Below are 16,056 nucleotides of genomic sequence, written 5' to 3'. Positions count from 1 at the left end.
GGGGCTGCTGCCCGTACTGCTGCTGCTGCCCGTAGTCCGACTGGGGCTGCTGGCCGTAACCCTGCTGGCCCGAGGGAGGCTGCTGGCCGTAGCCGGGCTGGGGCTGCTGCTGACCGTACTGAGGCTGCTGGCCGTACTGCTGTTGCTGGCCGTACTGCTGTTGCTGGCCGTACTGCTGTTGCTGGCCGTACTGCTGTTGCTGGCCGTACTGCTGCTGACCGTACTGGGGCTGCTGGCCATAGCCTTGCTGGCCGTAACCCTGCTGGGGGTGCTGGGGCTGCTGACCGTAGGCATCGTCCGCCCGGTAGCCGACCACAGTCACGTCGGGGTCGGGCTCGCCTGGGCGGCGACCCGCGTTCTGTTGTCCGTATTCGGGATTGCCGGCGGGGTTGTCGCCGGATTCGTCCTGCGGATACGGCGGCTGTCCGGTGCTCACCGTGTCACCTCGCTTCGAGTGCGCATGTGGCACGTGTCAGGACACATGCCTGTGCTGCCCAACGTATCGACATAGGTATCAACAATCACCTTTCCATCTGGTCAAGATCCACGTCACCCGATGTCAGATGGAGCAGCATGCGGGTGTTGCCCAGGGTGTTGGGCTTGACGTGTTCCAGGTCGAGGAACTCCGCCACACCCTCGTCGTACGAGGCCAGCAGTTCGGCGTAGACCTCGGGTGAGACCGGTGTGCCCTGGATCGGGCGGAATCCGAGCCTCGCGAAGAAGTCGACCTCAAAAGTGAGACAAAATACACGTCGCAGACCAAGATCTTTGGCCTGCTGGATCAATGCGGAGACGATCCGGTGGCCGACGCCCATCCCCCGGCACTCGGGATCCACGGCCACCGTGCGGACCTCTGCGAGGTCCTCCCAGAGCACGTGGAGCGCGCCGCAGCCGACGACCTGCCCGCCCCGCTCGGCCACCCAGAACTCCTGTACGTCCTCGTACAGCGTCACGGTGGCCTTCTCCAGGAGCCGCGGCCCCGCGCCCGCGTAGGTGTCCACGAGGCGCCTGACGGTCCGCACGTCGGGCGTGCGGGCGCGCCGGACCACCACCGCGGTCTCGGGCGCTGTCAGCTCGGCCACCTGCTCCATGGTTCTCCAGAGTACAGATCTCATTACGGCTCGGACCTAACTCCCATGTCTCGGCCCATCCTGTTACATCTCGTGGCCGGACGAGCACGGAGCTCGGCCCGCTCGGGGTTTGTGCAGAAGCACGGACATAGGGGGCATAAGGTCTCTTCTGCCTAGGTGATCACGAGATCCCCTTGTGACCCTTCGGTTGTGAAACCTCTACAGACTTGGCAGTTCTGGTTGAGCGGGAACCCGGAGTGCATTAATGTCCAGCGACAATGTCCCCCGTATGTCGCGCGGGAGACACGCTCAATTCCCGCAAGGGGAGCCGGGGATCCACCGGTGGCGACCTGCGACGCCATCACAGGGGTGAGTCCGAGTCTCTCGGTAGGGCTGCTCCGGCCCGAACCCGTCAGCTAACCCGGTAGGCGCTCTATGAGAGGAGCTGGTAGGTGAAGCGCACGCGCAACGGTGGGGGGAAGCCGGCGGGCAAGCACGCCCGCCCTCCGGAACGGCCACGGCGGCCGCGCCACGTCGGTGTGGTGAGTCTCACAGTCGCCGCACTGCTGTTCGCCATCCCTGTCGGTTCGGCGTCCGCGGACCCCAAGCCCTCGCTGAAGGAGCTCGCCTCCCAAGCCGAGAAGCTGCACACCCAGATCGAGACGCTGACCGAGCAGTACAACGGCCAGCGGGAGAAGCTCAAGACGGCCAAGAAGGCCTCCGAGGCCGCGCAGAAGACGCTGACGACCAGCGAGTCGGACCTGGCCGCCAAGCGCGCGAAGGCCGTCCTGCTCGCCCAGAACGCCTACATCACGGGCGGCTTCACCAAGACCATGCAGTTCGCGACCTCCACGGATCCCGAGGAGTTCCTCAACCGCGCCGCGACCTCGTACGCGCTGGAGCAGGAGCAGGGCGAGGAGATCAACCAGCTCTCCAAGGCCATGGAGACGGCCTCCCGCGCCCAGGCGGGCGCCAAGGAGCGCATCGCCGAGGTCCAGAAGATCGTCGACGACCTCGACACGAAGCGCGACAAGATCACCAAGCTGGTGACCAAGGTCGAGAGCAGCCTGTTCAAGCGGGCACTCGGCGAGGCGGGGCAGCCCGGCACGCGCGCCGTGCGCGTCAACCTGCCCATCGCGGGCGCCGGCAAGGCGGCGGAGGCCGCGCGGTGGGCGCTCACGCAGCAGCTCAAGCCGTACGTCTGGGGCGCCGAGGGCCCGAGCTCGTACGACTGCTCCGGCCTCGTCATGGCGGCGTACCAGCGGGTGGGCATCTCGCTGCCGCACTACACGGGCGACCAGTGGACCGCCGGCAAGCACATCTCGCGCTCGGATCTGCGCCCAGGCGACCTGGTGTTCTTCTACGGCGACCTGCACCACGTGGGCATCTACATCGGCGGAGGCATGATGGTGCACGCCCCGCAGACGGGTGATGTCGTACGGATCGCGTCGATCGCCAGGCGGCCCTTCGCCGGCGCGGTGCGCATCGCCGACTGAGCCCCACCTCCGACGCTAGATCAGCTGGCGGCGCGCGGCCCAGGCCACGGCCTCGATTGCCGTGGCCACGCCGATGCGGTCGCAGATGCACCGTAATCTCCGGCGTACCGTGCGTCCGCTGATATCCAGACGTCGCCCTACCCGATCGACCGTGACTCCCTTGGCCAGCTCCGCCAGCAGCGCCAAATCAGCATGGCTTAGCTCAACGTCTTCAGTGAGCACATCCATCGGGAGCCCTCCCCCCAACAGCAGAACTTGGACCTCACAGATGGGCCAAAGCCGCTCCTCGCAGACCGTAAACGCATCGCGGAAAGGTCGTCAAGCATGACAATCGCCGCACTTGACGGGCGGTATTGACATGATCAGTTATATATGACGCACTCGCGATATGTCACGACTCCCGATAGCCGAGGTGTGATCTCTTCGGGTTCTCCCAGGCGCCATCAATGGGGCTTCGGACGTTCCCGATTTTGATCCGTTCGGGGCGGAGTTTCGGTGTGATCCATAAGCCGGGTATTGCCGGCTGAGCGCCCGATAAGCGATCTTCCATCCGCCCGCCCAACTACCAATCGCTCGCTTTGTACGGCGATTCCCTTCTTATAGGGAGATCCAGGTCAGGCCATCGGAATGGCCGCCCGGATCGGCGCAGCGGATCATTCGGAGACGCATGCTCCGATGGGCCCGCGGGTCACCGATCGGCCGCCGCCGTGCTTGTCTCGTCACCGCCCGCGCCAAGGGGCCTCGTTTCCGGGTGGACGCACCCGGCGCCCGTCGTGGCGATCACGCTTGCGCTCGGGTGCCTGATCGGGTGGAACGGCACCGTCACCGGCGACCTTGACCCGATGCTTACAACCGCCCTCCTATCGGAAAGCGGGCGAGCCGGAAGGTAGTTTCGCGACCACTTCCCGTGATGGATCAGGCATTGTCGGCGTCGTAGCGCTCCCTGGCCTCCTCGACGTCGCCGATGTGCGTCTCGGCCCAGCTCTTGATCGCGGCCACCAGCGGCATCAGGCTCTCGCCCAGCGGAGTCAGCGCGTAGTCCACCCGTACCGGCACCGAGGGAGTGAGCGTGCGCGAGACCAGGCCGTCGCGTTCGAGGCCGCGCAGGGTCTGGGTGAGCATCTTCTGGCTGACGCCCGCGATGCGCCTGGCCAGGTCGCTGTAGCGGCGCGGCCCCGCCGCCAGCGCGCTGAGCACGAGGGTGACCCACTTGTCGCTGAGGCGGTCGAGGAGCTTCCTGGAGGGGCATTCGGAGAAGTACGCGTCGAAGGCCTGCCTGGCCTCGTCGCGCCGCTCCGCCGCCGTCTTCGTGACCACGCTGTCCGCTCCTTCTCTTTGGGTGGGTTACGCACTTCCAGGTGCCTACTTACCAGAAGAGAGTAACTCTTCCTACGCTTGCCGGCATGACGAACAACATGCGTGCACTCATTGGCGGCTCCGGCGCTCCCCGGCTGGTGGAGGTGCCGGTGCCCACCGCAGGGCCCGGACAGGTGCGGATCAAGGTCGCGGCGGCCGGGGTGAACCTGTTCGACCTCGCCGTGGCAGCCGGGACGCTCGCGGACTACGGCGTGGCCCGCAAGCTGGACTCGTACGGGCTCGGTTTCGAGGCCGCGGGGACCGTCGACCAGGTGGGCGACGGGGCCTCGTTCCATGTGGGAGATGAGGTCGTCGCGCTGGTGGCGCGCCTGGAGCTGCCGGTGAAGGCGCAGGCCGAGTACGTGGTGGTCGACGCCTCGGCGGTGGCTCCGGCCCCGCGCGGCTTCACGGCGGCGGAGGCGGCCACGATCCCGCTCAACTCGCTCACGGCCTGGCAGTCGCTCGACCGCGCGGGCGTCGGCCCCGGCCGTACGCTGCTCGTCACGGGGGCCGCCGGGGCCGTCGGGGGCTACCTGGTCGAGCTGGCCACCCTGCGCGGCGCCCGGGTGGTGGCCGTCGCGGGGGCCGGGGACGAGGAGCTGGTGCGGAGGCTGGGGGCCGAGTGGTTCGTGCCGCGCGGCGAGGATGTGGCCTCCTCCGTACGCGCGCTTGTCCCCGGGGGTGTGGACGCCGTCGTGGACGCGGCCGTGCTCGGGCTGGCGGCCCTGGACGCGGTGCGGGACGGCGGGGCCTTCATCGCGCTCTCCGCGGGGGTCGCGCCGGTGGCGCTGCGCGGGACCGACGTCGTCACGGTGTTCTTCCGGTCCGACGCGGCCCAGCTCGCGGAGGTGGTGCGGCTGGTGGAGGCCGGGCGGCTGACGTTGCGGGTGGCGGACACGTACCCCTTGGAGAAGGTCGCCGACGCCCACGCCCGCCTGGCCGCCGGCGGCCTCCGCGGCCGCCTCGTCCTCATCCCCTGACGCGCCGACGCGCACCCTGCAGCCGGCGCTGTGGCTGAGGGTCGCACATGAGCGCCGAACACCGCCGCACCACGACCCACCGACGCGGCGCCCCCCGCAGCGTGGACGCGCGGGGGGCCGAGGCGGGTCAGTGGGTGGGCTTGACCAGCGGGAACAGGATGGTTTCGCGGATGTTCCTGCCGGTGAAGGCCATGATCATGCGGTCGATCCCCACACCCACACCACCCGTGGGCGGCATGGCGTACTCCAGGGCCTGCAGGAAGTCCTCGTCCAGCTGCATGGCCTCCAGGTCGCCGCCGGCGGCCAGGAGGGACTGCTCCGTCAGGCGGCGGCGCTGCTCGATCGGGTCGACCAGCTCCGAGTAGGCCGTGCCCAGCTCGGTGCCGAAGCCGATCAGGTCCCACTTCTCCGTCAGCAGCGGGTCCTCCCGGTGCTGACGGGTCAGGGGCGAGGTCTCCAGCGGGTAGTCCATGACGAACGTGGGCTGGACGATCGTGTGCTCCACCAGAGCTTCGAAGAGCTCCTGCACCAGCTTGCCCGCGCCCCACTTCGGGTCCCAGTGGATCTCGCGGCGGTCGGCGAGCTTGCGGAGCTCCTCCAAGGAGGTCGCGGTGGTGATCTCCTCGCCGACGGCCTCCGACACGGCGCCGTACAGGGTGATGCGGGGCCAGGCCGCGATCCCCAGGTCCACCTCCACCCCGTCATGGACGACCACCGAGGTGTCCAGGGCGGCCACCACGGCCTTCTGGTACATCCGCTGGGTCAGGTCGGCCATGTCGTTGTAGTCGAGGTAGGTGCCGTACGCCTCCAGCATCGTGAACTCGGGGTTGTGCGTGGAGTCGGCGCCTTCGTTGCGGAAGTTGCGGTTGATCTCGAAGACCTTCTCGATGCCCCCGACCACGAGCCGCTTGAGGTAGAGCTCGATCGCGATGCGAAGGTAGAGCTCCATGTCGTAGGCGTTGATGTGGGTCTTGAACGGCCGGGCCGTCGCGCCGCCGTGGATGGGCTGCAGCATCGGGGTCTCGACCTCGAGGTAGCCCTCCTCGTGCCAGAAGTCGCGCACCGCGCGCACCGTGGCGCTGCGGAGACGGGCCATCTTGCGCGCCTCGTCGTTGACGATGAGGTCGACGTAGCGCTGGCGGACGCGTGCCTCGGGATCGGTGAGGCCGACGTGCTTCTCCGGCAGCGGCCGCAGGCACTTGGCGGTGATCTGCCAGCTGTCGGCCAGGATCGACAGCTCGCCGCGCCGCGAGGTGATGACCTCGCCGGTGACGCCCACGTGGTCGCCCAGGTCGACGTCACGCTTCCACGCGGCCAGCGACTCCTCGCCCACCTTGTCGAGTGAGATCATGACCTGCAGGTCGGCGCCGCCGTCGCGGAGCGTGGCGAAGCAGAGCTTGCCGCCCACGCGGTTGAGCATGACGCGCCCCGCGACCGCGACCGTGTCACCGGTGGCGGTGTCGGGCTCCAGGCCCTGGTATTTCTCCCTGACCTCGGCGTTGGTCGCCGTACGTGGGAAATTCACCGGGTAAGGATCGACGCCCTCGCTGCGAAGGCGGTCGAGCTTCTCCCTCCGGATGCGCATCTGCTCGGGAAGTTCGTCGCTCACACCATCAAAGAGTAGGGGATATGGCGAACTGCAAGGCATCGTCGGTCCGCTGCAGGAGCGCTGCAGGATCTGTGCAAGGGCATTCGCCTATCAATGTCTCACGAGCTCAGGGGGGAGCCGGCAGGGAGCCGGTCCAAGGGGAGCTCAAGGAGAGAAGATGTTGAAGAAGATCGCTACCGGTTTACTCGCCGTCGCCGCCACCGGCGCAGTGGCCCTTTCGCTTCCTTCGGCCGCCAGTGCCAGCACGGCCGACAGCGACGACTACTCCAGCTCCTGGGGTCCCGTCTACGCCAAGCACTACCTCGCCAAGTCGCAGGGCTGGATCGGCGTCAACTGGGACGAGGACGGCGAGTCGAACGAGGTCACCGTGCGGGGCCGGCTCTACGACCTGGACAACCGCGACGCCGACGAGGGTGGCAAGTGCGCGTTCGTGAAGTTCGAGGCCAGCGACTTCGACCACGACTGGTCTCCGGTCTACACCAAGAAGTACTGCGGCTACCCCGGCTACAAGAAGTTCTTCTTCCAGGAGAACGACGTCTACAGCCTGCGGGTGAAGGTCTGCCAGATCGGCCAGTACAGCAGCTACCCGACGAAGTGCGGCTCCTGGTCGTACATCTACACCGCCGAGAGCGAGTGACGCATACGAGTGAGCGGCCCTCCTCATCCGAGGCGAGGGCCGCTTCTTCGCGTCAGGCCGTGTTCCTGTTGTAGATCAGGCGCAGCCCGATGAGCGTCAGCCAGGGCTCGTGGACGTCGATCGAGCGCGACTCGCCCACCACCAGCGCCGCGTGCCCGCCCGTGGCCACCACCGTCACGTCGTCGGGGTCGTCGGCCAGCTCGGCCGCCATCCGCTCCACGATGCCGTCCACCTGGCCCGCGAACCCATAGATGATCCCGGCCTGGAGGGCCTCCACGGTGTTCTTGGCGATCACCGAGCGCGGCCTGACCAGCTCCACCTTGTGCAGCTGCGCCCCGGCGGCGGCCAGCGCGTCGACCGAGATCTCGATGCCGGGCGCGGTGACCGCTCCGACGTACTCGCCCTTGGCCGACACCGCGTCGAACGACGTCGCGGTGCCGAAGTCGACGATGATGCAGGGGCCGCCGTACTGGTCGATGGCCGCCAGCGCGTTCACGATGCGGTCGCTGCCGACCTCTTTGGGGTTGTCCATGCGTACGGGCACCCCGGTGCGGATGCCCGGCTCCACGATCACCGCCGTCACGTCGCCGTAGTAGCGGCGGCACATCTCGCGCATCTCGTTGAGCACGCTCGGGACCGTGGAGCAGATGGCGATGCCGTTGATGTCGGCCCCCTTGAGCAGCGGCGACTGCGCCAGCAGGCCTTGGAGGACGACCGCGATCTCGTCGGCGGTGCGGCGGGCGTCGGTGGCCAGCCGCCAGTGCTCGATGACGTCCTCGCCCTCGAACAGCCCCAACACCGTATGCGTGTTGCCGACGTCGATCGTGAGCAGCATCAATTACCCCCGCAGATCCAGTGCGATGTCCAGGGCCGGCGCAGAGTGCGTCAGCGCCCCCACCGCCAGGTAGTCAACGCCAGTTTCGGCCACACCACGAGCCGATTCCAAGGTCAATCCCCCGCTGGCCTCGAGCGCAACCCTGTTTTTCGCCCGATTTTTCACCACTTGTACGGCATGGGCGGTGTCCTTAATCGTGAAGTTGTCCAGCAGGATCTCCTCGGCCCCCTCGTCCAGCACCGCCTCGAGCTGATCGAGCCGGTCGATCTCCACCTCGATCGGCAGGTCCGGGTAGCGCTCCCTGACCGCCCTGAACGCCTCGGCCACCCCGCCAGCCGCCACCACGTGGTTGTCCTTGATCAGCGCGGCGTCCGACAGCGACATCCGGTGGTTCACGCCGCCGCCGCAGCGCACGGCGTACTTCTCCAGGGCCCGCAGCCCGGGCAGCGTCTTGCGGCTGTCACGCACGCGCGCCGCCGTGCCGCTGATCGCCTCCACCCACCTGCCGGTCAGCGTGGCCACCCCCGAGAGGTGCGTGAGCAGGTTGAGCGCCGTGCGCTCGGCCGTCAGCATGGCCCGCACCGGCCCCTCGACCGTCATCAGCACGTCCCCGGCCCGCACCCGCTCGCCGTCCTTGGCCTTCCGGTCCGTACGGGCGGCGCCCAGCCGGACGAACACCGCCTCGGCCACGGCCAGCCCCGCCACGATGCCGTCCTTGCGGGCCACCACGTCGCCCGCGCAGACCTGCTCGGCCGGGATCGTGGCCAGACTGGTCACGTCGCCCGCCTCCTGCAGGTCCTCGGCCAGCGCCCGGTCGATCAGCGCGTCCACCTCGGCCGGGTCCAGCCCGGCGGCGGTGAGCTCCTGCGCCAGGCGCGACGGCATCGCGTCTCCATGAGGCGTGTACGTCATGCGGGGCCCCTCCTCGGTCAGGGCCACATCCAGATGGCCGAGCCAGTCGTTGTCGTCACGGGTGCCGTAGTCCTCGCGCCAGTGTGAGCCACGGGTCTCGAGCCTCGCCGCCGCCGCGCCGGTGAGCACGGTGGCGACGGTGAGCAGGTTCGTGGCCTCCCAGGCCTCGGTGCAGGCGGCCACCTCGACCGGTGTCCAGCGGGCGTCACGCAGCGCTCTGGCCGTGGCCAGCAGCGACCCGCGGCTGCGCAGCACGCTCGCCCCCGTGCTCATGTGGGCCTGGATCCTGGGCCTGACCCTCGGGTCCACCAGCCCGGTCGCCGCTCGGTCCTCGACCGGCTCGCCGGGCGTCGGGCGTGCCGCGTGGATGTCCTCGGCGATGCGCTCGGCGAAGACGAGCCCCTCCAGCAGGGAGTTCGAGGCCAGCCGGTTCGCGCCGTGGACGCCGGTGCAGGCCACCTCGCCGCATGCGTACAGGCCCTCGATCGAGGTACGTCCGTGCAGGTCCGCGCGTACGCCGCCGCTCGCGTAATGGGCGGCCGGGGCGATGGGGATCGGCTCGGTCGCCGGATCGATGCCGTGTTCGCGGCAGACGGCGTAGATGGTGGGGAAGCGGGACTCCCACTTCTCACGGCCGAAGTGGCGGCCGTCGAGGTACATGTGGTCGCGGCCCGTCTCTTGCATCCTGCGCGTGATCGCCTTGGCCACGACGTCGCGCGGCGCCAGGTCGGCCAGCTCGTGCACGCCCTGCATGAACCGGACCCCCTCATGGTCCACCAGGTACGCGCCCTCGCCCCTGACCGCCTCGGAAATCAGCGGCTGCTGACCGGTCGAGCCCTCGCCGAGCCAGAGCACGGTCGGGTGGAACTGGACGAACTCGATGTCGCGCACCACGGCCCCGGCCCGCAGCGCGAGCGCGACCCCGTCGCCGGTGGAGACGGCGGGGTTGGTGGTGGCGGCGTACACCTGGCCCATGCCGCCGGTGGCCAGCACCACCGCCCTGGCGCGCACCGCGCCCACCCCGTCACGGGCGCCCTCGCCCATGACGTGCAGCGTCACGCCCGTGGCCCGGCCCCTGGCGTCCTTGAGCAGGTCGAGCACCAGCGCGTGCTCGATCACCTCGATGCGCTGCTCGGCTCGGGCCGCCTCGACGAGCGCCCGCTGCACCTCCGCCCCCGTCGCGTCGCCGCCCGCGTGCACGATGCGGCGCCGCCGGTGGCCGCCCTCCCGCGTGAGCTGGAGCTCACCCTCGGGAGTGCGGTCGAACCGGGCGCCACGGGCCATGAGCCGCCGCAGCGCGCCGGGGCCCTCCGTGACGAGCGTGCGCACGGCCCGCGTGTCGCACAGCCCGACGCCGGCGAGCAGGGTGTCGTTCAGGTGCTCGTCGGGGGTGTCACGGGGATCGAGCACGGCCGCGATGCCGCCCTGCGCCCATCGGGTGGAGCCCGCTGAGAGCACGTCCTTGGTGACGACCAGCACCTTGGCGGACGGCTCGAGCTCGGCGTAGCGCAGGGCCACGGTCAGGCCCGCGACGCCCGAGCCGACGACCACCACGTCCGCTTCGACGGTCCAGCCGGGTGCGGGCGCGGTCAGCCGCAGGGGAATCGCCGGTGCACTCATCAGGGGTCTCCTCACTGAGGCGATTTCGTCAACATGACGATAACGCCTGGCGCGGCATGCCCATGCCCCGGGGTCCTGGTTCTCTAGGAGGCGGGATTCAGGGTGAGGGTGACGTTGTCGATCAGCCTGGTCGTGCCGACCTTGGCGGCCACCGCGAGCACCGCCGTCCCCCTGTACGCCTCGTCCACGTCGGCGAACGTGGCCGGGTCGACCAGCGCGAGGTAGTCGACCTCGAGCCGGTGCCCGGCCGCGTCGAGCACCTCCTGCGCCGCCGCGCGGATCCTGGCCGGGGTGAGCTCCGCCGCGCCCGCCCGCAGGGCGCGGGAGAGCGCCAGTGCCACCTGCCGGTCGTCGTCGGACAGGTAGCGGTTACGGCTCGACAGGGCCAGGCCGTCGGGCTCGCGTACGGTGGGCGCCCCCAGGATCTCGATCGGCAGGTCGAGGTCGGCGACCATGCGGCGGATGAGGGCGAGCTGCTGGGCGTCCTTCTGGCCGAAGACCGCGAGGTCGGGCTGGACGAGGTTGAACAGCTTGAGCACGACCGTGAGCACGCCGTCGAAGTGGCCCGGGCGGTACGCCCCCTCGACGATCGTGCCCATGTGGCCCGCCGAGACGCTCACCTGGCGGTCGGACGCGTACATCACCTCGACGTCCGGGTGGAAGACGACGTCCACGCCCTCCGCCCGGCACACGGCGAGGTCGGAGTCGAACGTACGGGGATAGCGGGAAAAATCCTCGCTTGGGCCGAATTGCAGGGGGTTGACGAAGATGCTGACCACGACCTGATCGGCGCGGGCACGGGCCTGCCTGATCAGCGACCGGTGGCCCTCGTGCAGCGCGCCCATGGTGGGCACCAGCGCCACCTCACCACCACGACGCGCCTTGACCAGGTCGTCCCGACCCCTGGCGACGATCAGCTCCATAACCGTCCTTCCGTCACGTCCATATGTTGCCCCCGAGTGCGTCGAGCAGCCGCTCCGCCTCCTCCGGCTTGAGCAGCCCCGCCGCCAGTGCCCGGTCAGCCGTGAGGCGGGCCAGCGCGATGTAGGCGTCGGCCGCCTCGGGCGCCGCCAGGATCAGCGCGTCGACATGCTTGCGCACCGTGCCCGCGTCGCCCCGGACGACCGGCCCGGTCAGCCCGGCGATGCCCAGCCTCAGCACGTTGTCGAGCGCGGCGCCGAGCAGCGGGCCCAGCATCCGCCCCGGGTGCTCGACGCCGATGCGCCCCAGCAGCTCCTGCGACTCGGCGATGAGCGTGACCATGTGGTTGGCGGCCCCGGCCAGCGCCGCGTGGTAGAGCGCGCGGTCGGCGTCGGCGATCCAGACGGGCTCGCCGCCCATCTCGATCACCAGCGCCTCGGCGATCGGCCGCAGCAGGTCGGGGGCGGTCACACCGTACGAGATGCCGGTGAGCTTGTTGATGTCGTCGTCCCTGCCCGTGAACGTCATCACCGGGTGCAGCGCCAGCGGCAGCGCGCCGGCCCTGGCCGCCGGTTCGAGCACGGACAGCCCGTACGCCCCGCTGGTGTGCACCAGCATCTTCCCCTGCAGGTCGGCGCCCGTGGTGGCGAGCCCTGTGACCAGGTCGGGCAGGGCGTCGTCGGGCACGGTGAGCAGGATGAGCTGGGCAGCCGCGACCACCTCGTCGGGTCTGGACAGCTTGACGCCGAGCCGGTCGGCCGCCCATCGCTGTGAATTGTCGGATACACCGCTCGCGGCCACGATCCGGTGCCCCGCCTGCGCCAGCGCAGCCCCTAGGGCCGAGCCGACCTTGCCCGCTCCGAGCACGCCGACGGTCAGCCGTGCCGGGCGATCCCCTGCGTCCATGACGTCACACCTCTGTCGATATGGCACCGCCGACCAGCGTAACGGCCTTTGACGACTGCAGATGTGACCGCTGCTTTGCCGCATGTTGAGTTAACGACAAAAGCGACAAGGGCATACAAAACGTGCACCCCCTGTCGGAAGAGATGAGGAGAGGGGTTCCATCGCATGGCAGCGGGCGCCGAGTCCCTCATCCAGGACCGACGCCCGCGCGGATGTGATCTCTTGGAGGTGCGCCGGCTGGCCGCTCGCCGACCGGCCAGCCGGGGTAAGAGCCCGGGCCGGACGAGCGCCGGCCCGGGTTCACTACTGTCAGTGGTGGCTCGGCGCGTAGACGTGGGCGCCGCCCTTGCAGCCGGCGAACGCGAGGCCGATGACGGCCACGGCGTTGCCGCAGACGTCGATCGGGATGTTGATCGGGACGTGGACCTGGTTGCCGCTGAGCACGCCACCCTCGCCGCTGGTGATGTCGGCGTGCGCCGGGGCCGCGAGCGACAGCATGGCGACGGCTCCTGCGACGACCATGACCTTCTTGAGCACGGTGGCTCCTCTCGATCGAGCGGCCGAAGCCGCTTTGGGTGCTCTGCTCTGAGGAGCGACAGAGCTCCGCCAATTGAGGGTTGGCGGAACGTGATCGCTCGATGACAAGGGGTAAAGCTACCGCAACTCGGCGACCATGAGTAGTCGTTTGATAACGATGCGTGTCACCCAGAAGTCATGAGATAGTCCAGGACATGTGGCTCACCTGGCGCGCCGCGACGGAGCGTGCGCTGTATGGCGAGGAGGGCTTCTACCTCCGCGAACGCCCTTCGGGCCACTTCCGCACCTCGGTCAGCGCCTCGACGGCGTTCGCCGACGCGGTGCTGGCCCTGCTGGCGGAGGTGGACGCCGAGCTCGGCGGCCCCGACGTGCTCGACCTGGTCGACATCGGCGCGGGCGAGGGCACGCTGGTCACCCAGGTGCTCGCCGCCGCCAAGCCCGCGCTGCGCGACCGGCTCCGCGTCACGGCCGTGGAGCTCTCCCCCAGGCCCGAGGGGCTGCCCCAGCGGGTCGCCTGGCGCCGGAGCGTGCCCAGCGGCATCACCGGCCTGGCCATCGCCAACGAGTGGCTCGACAACGTGCCGCTCGACGTGGCCGAGCAGACCGCCGACGGGCCGCGCCTCATCATGGTCGACGTGCACACGGGCGAGGAGCGCCTCGGCGGCCCGCTGTGCCCCGACGACCGCGCCTGGCTCGACCGGTGGTGGCCGCTGCCCCGGGTGGGCGCGCGCGCGGAGATCGGCCGCCCCCGTGACGAGGCCTGGGCCTCCGTCCTGGTACGCCTCAACCGCGGCCGGGCGATTGCCATTGATTATGCACATGCTGTGGATAACCGGCCGCTCTGTGGCACGTTGACCGGTTACCGCGACGGCGCGGTCGTTGCCCCGATCCCCGACGGGACCTGCGACATCACGGCTCACGTGGCGCTCGACGCGTGCGCGGAGGCAGGACGCGGGGCCGGTGCGATATCCACAACGTTTTCCACACAGCGCGACGCGCTGAAGGCGTTGGGGATCACCGGCGCCCGGCCGCCCATCGACCTCGCCCATGCCGATCCGCGGGCCTACGTACGGGCTCTGGCCAGAGCCTCGGAGGAGGGCGAGCTGATCGACCCGGCCGGTCTCGGCGGCTTCGGCTGGCTCAGCCAGCGGCGCTGACGTCCAGCGACTCCAGCCCCCGGATGATGTAGCCGGGCTTCCAGGCCGGCGTGTGCCGCAGCTCCAGCGTGTCCGCCCGGTCCAGCAGCGCACCGAACGACTCGATGAGCTCGATGCGGGCCAGCGGGGCTCCCAGGCAGAAGTGGATGCCGGCGCCGAAGGAGATGTGCGGATTGTCCACGCGACCCACGTCGAGCCGGTCCGGCTCCTCGAAGACCGCCGGGTCGCGGTTGGCCGACCCGAACAGCAGCGCCACCTCCGACCCGCGCGGGATCTCCACGCCGTGCACCTCGATGTCCTCCAGCACCCAGCGCTCGAACATCTGCAGCGGCGTGTCCCAGCGCATCAGCTCTTCGACGGCAGTGGGCAGCAGCGAACGGTCCTCGCGCAGCCGTGCCAGCTCGGAGGGGTTCCTGAACAGGGCCCACCAGCCGTTGCCCGTCACGTTCACGGTGGCCTCGTGGCCGGCGTTGAGCAGCAGCACGCACGTGCCGACCAGCTCGTCGTCGGTCAGCTCAGGGATCCCCGCCAGCGCGCTGATCAGGTCCTCGCCGGGGGTCCGTCGCCGCTCCGTGGCCAAGGTCTTGAGGTAGCCGGCGAACTCCGACGCCGCGCGTACCGCCGTGTGCTGGGCCTCGAGAGTCGGGTTGAGCTCGTACATGCCGCAGATCTCCGCCGACCAGGGGCGCAGCAGGTGGCGGTCCTGGTCGGGGATGCCGAGCATCTCCGCGATCACCGTCACCGGCAGCGGCTCGGCCACCTCGGCGATCAGGTCACCGCCGCCCTTCTCCACGAACGCGTCCACCAGGCCCGCGGCGATGGCGCGGACCCGGGGGCGCAGGGACTCGACCATGCGGGGCGTGAACGCCTTGGAGACCAGCCGGCGCAGCCTGGTGTGCACCGGCGGCTCCACGTCGAGCATGCCCGCCCTGATCACGCGCCAGAACGGCTCCTGGAACTCGGGCTCCGGCGGCCTGCCGAACTCCTCGTGCGTGGCCACGTGCAGGTAGGACCTGCCCAGGCGGCGGTCCCTGAGCAGGGCGTTCACGTCGGCGTGGCGGGAGATCAGCCACTGGTCGGTCGGCTCGAAGTAGCTGACGGGCGACTCGCGCCTCAGCTCGTCGTACACGCGGTACGGGTGAGCCACAAAATTCGGATCCCAAGGGTCAAAGCGCACTATTTCATCTTAGAAGCGGGATCCTGCTGCTCCAGGTGGGCGCGCTTGCCGCGCACCCGGATGTTCAGCAGCTCGACGACGAGCGAGAACGCCATCGCGAAGTAGATGTAGCCCTTGGGGATGTGCTGGCCGAAGCCCTCGGCGATGAGCACCACGCCGATCAGCACCAGGAACGCCAGCGCCAGCATCTTGATGCTCGGGTGCCGGTCCACGAACCTGCTGATCGGCCCCGAGGCGAACAGCATCACCACCACCGCCACCACGACCGCCGCGATCATCACGCCGAGCTGGTCCACCATGCCGACGGCGGTGATGACGGAGTCGAGCGAGAACACGATGTCCAGCACCATGATCTGCAGGATCACCGAGGCGAAGGAGGCCGCGGCGGCCTTCTTGCCGTCCTTCTCCGCTGGGGCGTCCATGCTGTGGCCGATCTCGGTGACGCTCTTGCCCAGCAGGAACAGGCCGCCGAGCAGCAGGATCAGGTCGCGTCCCGATATCTCGTGGCCGAGGACGGCGAACAGCGGCTCGGTGAGCTGCACCACCCACGACAGGCCGAGCAGCAGGAGCAGGCGGGTGATCAGGGCGGCGCCCAGACCCATCACGCGGGCTCTGTCGCGCTGTTCAGGGGGTAGTTTCCCGGCCAGGATGGAGATGAAGATGATGTTGTCGATCCCCAGCACGATCTCCAGGGCGACCAGGGTGAAGAAGCCGATCCAGATCTGTGGGTCCGTCACCCAGTCCAACATCTGCGTACCTCCATGACTACGTGGGCGGGGTTTCCGGTAGCAACGAGTGACGTGGCGCAATAGTTCGCGACTTGCGATTCATGGTGGGGTCTGA

At 69.3% G+C, this 16,056-nt stretch carries 16 protein-coding genes and 1 riboswitch; of the genes, 5 read left to right on the top strand and 11 right to left on the bottom strand.

What is annotated here, in order from left to right:
* On the top strand, positions 1 to 511 hold a 511-nt coding region (locus tag AB0J64_RS50585; protein ID WP_364044340.1), incomplete at its 5' end, for a hypothetical protein.
* A 10-nt stretch (positions 512 to 521) separates the two neighbouring features.
* On the opposite strand, the gene AB0J64_RS50580 is transcribed toward AB0J64_RS50585, so the two are convergent.
* Positions 522 to 1,091 (bottom strand): amino-acid N-acetyltransferase, encoded by a 570-nt coding sequence (locus AB0J64_RS50580; RefSeq protein WP_185069324.1) that lies wholly within the window; start codon positions 1,089 to 1,091, stop codon positions 522 to 524.
* 275 nt (positions 1,092 to 1,366) lie between these two features.
* A riboswitch (cyclic di-AMP (ydaO/yuaA leader) is annotated at positions 1,367 to 1,517 on the top strand.
* Positions 1,518 to 1,612: 95 nt separating this feature from the next.
* Here AB0J64_RS50580 and AB0J64_RS50575 point away from each other — a divergent pair.
* The gene (locus AB0J64_RS50575) at positions 1,613 to 2,566 is read left to right on the top strand and encodes an NlpC/P60 family protein (RefSeq protein WP_364044336.1); all 954 of its coding nucleotides are present in this window, start codon (positions 1,613 to 1,615) and stop codon (positions 2,564 to 2,566) included.
* Between the two features lie 15 nt (positions 2,567 to 2,581).
* Here the strand turns inward: AB0J64_RS50575 and AB0J64_RS50570 are convergent, their stop codons facing one another.
* Both AB0J64_RS50570 and AB0J64_RS50565 read right to left on the bottom strand, forming a co-directional pair.
* Positions 2,582 to 2,794: a LuxR C-terminal-related transcriptional regulator gene (locus AB0J64_RS50570; RefSeq protein ID WP_345000625.1), complete on the bottom strand. Its 213-nt coding sequence runs from the start codon at positions 2,792 to 2,794 to the stop codon at positions 2,582 to 2,584.
* Positions 2,795 to 3,481: 687 nt separating this feature from the next.
* A complete protein-coding gene (locus AB0J64_RS50565; RefSeq protein ID WP_364044333.1) occupies positions 3,482 to 3,883 on the bottom strand; it encodes a helix-turn-helix domain-containing protein in 402 nt (133 codons plus the stop codon).
* A gap of 98 nt (positions 3,884 to 3,981) precedes the next feature.
* On the opposite strand from AB0J64_RS50565, the gene AB0J64_RS50560 reads away from it, so the two are divergent.
* Positions 3,982 to 4,902 carry an NADP-dependent oxidoreductase gene (locus AB0J64_RS50560; RefSeq protein ID WP_364044330.1) on the top strand — a complete coding sequence of 307 codons (921 nt, stop codon included), beginning with the start codon at positions 3,982 to 3,984 and terminating at the stop codon, positions 4,900 to 4,902.
* A gap of 127 nt (positions 4,903 to 5,029) precedes the next feature.
* Here the strand turns inward: AB0J64_RS50560 and lysX are convergent, their stop codons facing one another.
* Entirely contained in the window at positions 5,030 to 6,550 is a 1,521-nt protein-coding gene (lysX, locus tag AB0J64_RS50555) for a bifunctional lysylphosphatidylglycerol synthetase/lysine--tRNA ligase LysX (protein WP_364044327.1), read from the bottom strand.
* Positions 6,551 to 6,668: 118 nt separating this feature from the next.
* On the opposite strand from lysX, the gene AB0J64_RS50550 reads away from it, so the two are divergent.
* On the top strand, positions 6,669 to 7,148 hold the full coding sequence (locus AB0J64_RS50550) for a hypothetical protein (RefSeq protein ID WP_364044324.1): 480 nt from the start codon (positions 6,669 to 6,671) through the stop codon (positions 7,146 to 7,148).
* A gap of 52 nt (positions 7,149 to 7,200) precedes the next feature.
* Here AB0J64_RS50550 and AB0J64_RS50545 read toward each other — a convergent pair whose 3' ends face one another.
* The 5 genes from AB0J64_RS50545 to AB0J64_RS50525 form a co-directional block, all read right to left on the bottom strand.
* Positions 7,201 to 7,983, bottom strand: a complete 783-nt coding sequence (locus AB0J64_RS50545) for a type III pantothenate kinase (protein ID WP_364044321.1) — start codon at positions 7,981 to 7,983, stop codon at positions 7,201 to 7,203.
* A gap of 3 nt (positions 7,984 to 7,986) precedes the next feature.
* Positions 7,987 to 10,515, bottom strand: coding sequence for an L-aspartate oxidase (locus AB0J64_RS50540; RefSeq protein ID WP_364044318.1), 2,529 nt, complete (start codon positions 10,513 to 10,515; stop codon positions 7,987 to 7,989).
* Between the two features lie 83 nt (positions 10,516 to 10,598).
* A complete protein-coding gene (panC, locus tag AB0J64_RS50535; RefSeq protein ID WP_364044315.1) occupies positions 10,599 to 11,438 on the bottom strand; it encodes a pantoate--beta-alanine ligase in 840 nt (279 codons plus the stop codon).
* A 13-nt stretch (positions 11,439 to 11,451) separates the two neighbouring features.
* Positions 11,452 to 12,342, bottom strand: a complete 891-nt coding sequence (locus AB0J64_RS50530; protein WP_364044312.1) for a DUF2520 domain-containing protein — start codon at positions 12,340 to 12,342, stop codon at positions 11,452 to 11,454.
* A gap of 309 nt (positions 12,343 to 12,651) precedes the next feature.
* Positions 12,652 to 12,879 carry a chaplin gene (locus AB0J64_RS50525; protein WP_364044309.1) on the bottom strand — a complete coding sequence of 76 codons (228 nt, stop codon included), beginning with the start codon at positions 12,877 to 12,879 and terminating at the stop codon, positions 12,652 to 12,654.
* A 194-nt stretch (positions 12,880 to 13,073) separates the two neighbouring features.
* Between AB0J64_RS50525 and AB0J64_RS50520 the strand changes: the two genes are divergently transcribed.
* A complete protein-coding gene (locus AB0J64_RS50520; RefSeq protein WP_364044306.1) occupies positions 13,074 to 14,036 on the top strand; it encodes an SAM-dependent methyltransferase in 963 nt (320 codons plus the stop codon).
* On the opposite strand, the gene AB0J64_RS50515 is transcribed toward AB0J64_RS50520, so the two are convergent.
* On the bottom strand, positions 14,020 to 15,183 hold the full coding sequence (locus tag AB0J64_RS50515) for a cytochrome P450 (protein ID WP_364044303.1): 1,164 nt from the start codon (positions 15,181 to 15,183) through the stop codon (positions 14,020 to 14,022). The two genes, AB0J64_RS50520 and AB0J64_RS50515, sit on opposite strands and share 17 nt — an antisense overlap.
* Before the next feature lie 29 nt (positions 15,184 to 15,212).
* The gene (locus AB0J64_RS50510) at positions 15,213 to 15,962 is read right to left on the bottom strand and encodes a TerC family protein (RefSeq protein ID WP_364044300.1); all 750 of its coding nucleotides are present in this window, start codon (positions 15,960 to 15,962) and stop codon (positions 15,213 to 15,215) included.
* Between the last annotated feature and the right edge of the window lie 94 nt (positions 15,963 to 16,056).

Origin of the sequence: Nonomuraea sp. NPDC049695, assembly GCF_040674955.1 — a bacterium.
Classification (GTDB): domain Bacteria; phylum Actinomycetota; class Actinomycetes; order Streptosporangiales; family Streptosporangiaceae; genus Nonomuraea; species Nonomuraea helvata.
The sequence above is the reverse complement of the archived record's forward strand: the minus strand, read 5'-3'. Positions and strand labels throughout refer to the sequence as shown.

Bases quoted from the DNA above. Each gene is read 5' to 3' on its own strand.
- AB0J64_RS50580 (WP_185069324.1), bottom strand. From the start codon at position 1,091: ATGGAGCAGGTGGCCGAGCTGACAGCGCCCGAGACCGCGGTGGTGGTC.
- AB0J64_RS50570 (WP_345000625.1), bottom strand. From the start codon at position 2,794: ATGGATGTGCTCACTGAAGACGTTGAGCTAAGCCATGCTGATTTGGCG.
- AB0J64_RS50560 (WP_364044330.1), top strand. From the start codon at position 3,982: ATGCGTGCACTCATTGGCGGCTCCGGCGCTCCCCGGCTGGTGGAGGTG.
- lysX (WP_364044327.1), bottom strand. From the start codon at position 6,550: ATGCCTTGCAGTTCGCCATATCCCCTACTCTTTGATGGTGTGAGCGAC.
- AB0J64_RS50550 (WP_364044324.1), top strand. From the start codon at position 6,669: ATGTTGAAGAAGATCGCTACCGGTTTACTCGCCGTCGCCGCCACCGGC.
- AB0J64_RS50545 (WP_364044321.1), bottom strand. From the start codon at position 7,983: ATGCTGCTCACGATCGACGTCGGCAACACGCATACGGTGTTGGGGCTG.
- AB0J64_RS50540 (WP_364044318.1), bottom strand. From the start codon at position 10,515: ATGAGTGCACCGGCGATTCCCCTGCGGCTGACCGCGCCCGCACCCGGC.
- panC (WP_364044315.1), bottom strand. From the start codon at position 11,438: ATGGAGCTGATCGTCGCCAGGGGTCGGGACGACCTGGTCAAGGCGCGT.
- AB0J64_RS50530 (WP_364044312.1), bottom strand. From the start codon at position 12,342: ATGGACGCAGGGGATCGCCCGGCACGGCTGACCGTCGGCGTGCTCGGA.
- AB0J64_RS50520 (WP_364044306.1), top strand. From the start codon at position 13,074: ATGTGGCTCACCTGGCGCGCCGCGACGGAGCGTGCGCTGTATGGCGAG.
- AB0J64_RS50510 (WP_364044300.1), bottom strand. From the start codon at position 15,962: ATGTTGGACTGGGTGACGGACCCACAGATCTGGATCGGCTTCTTCACC.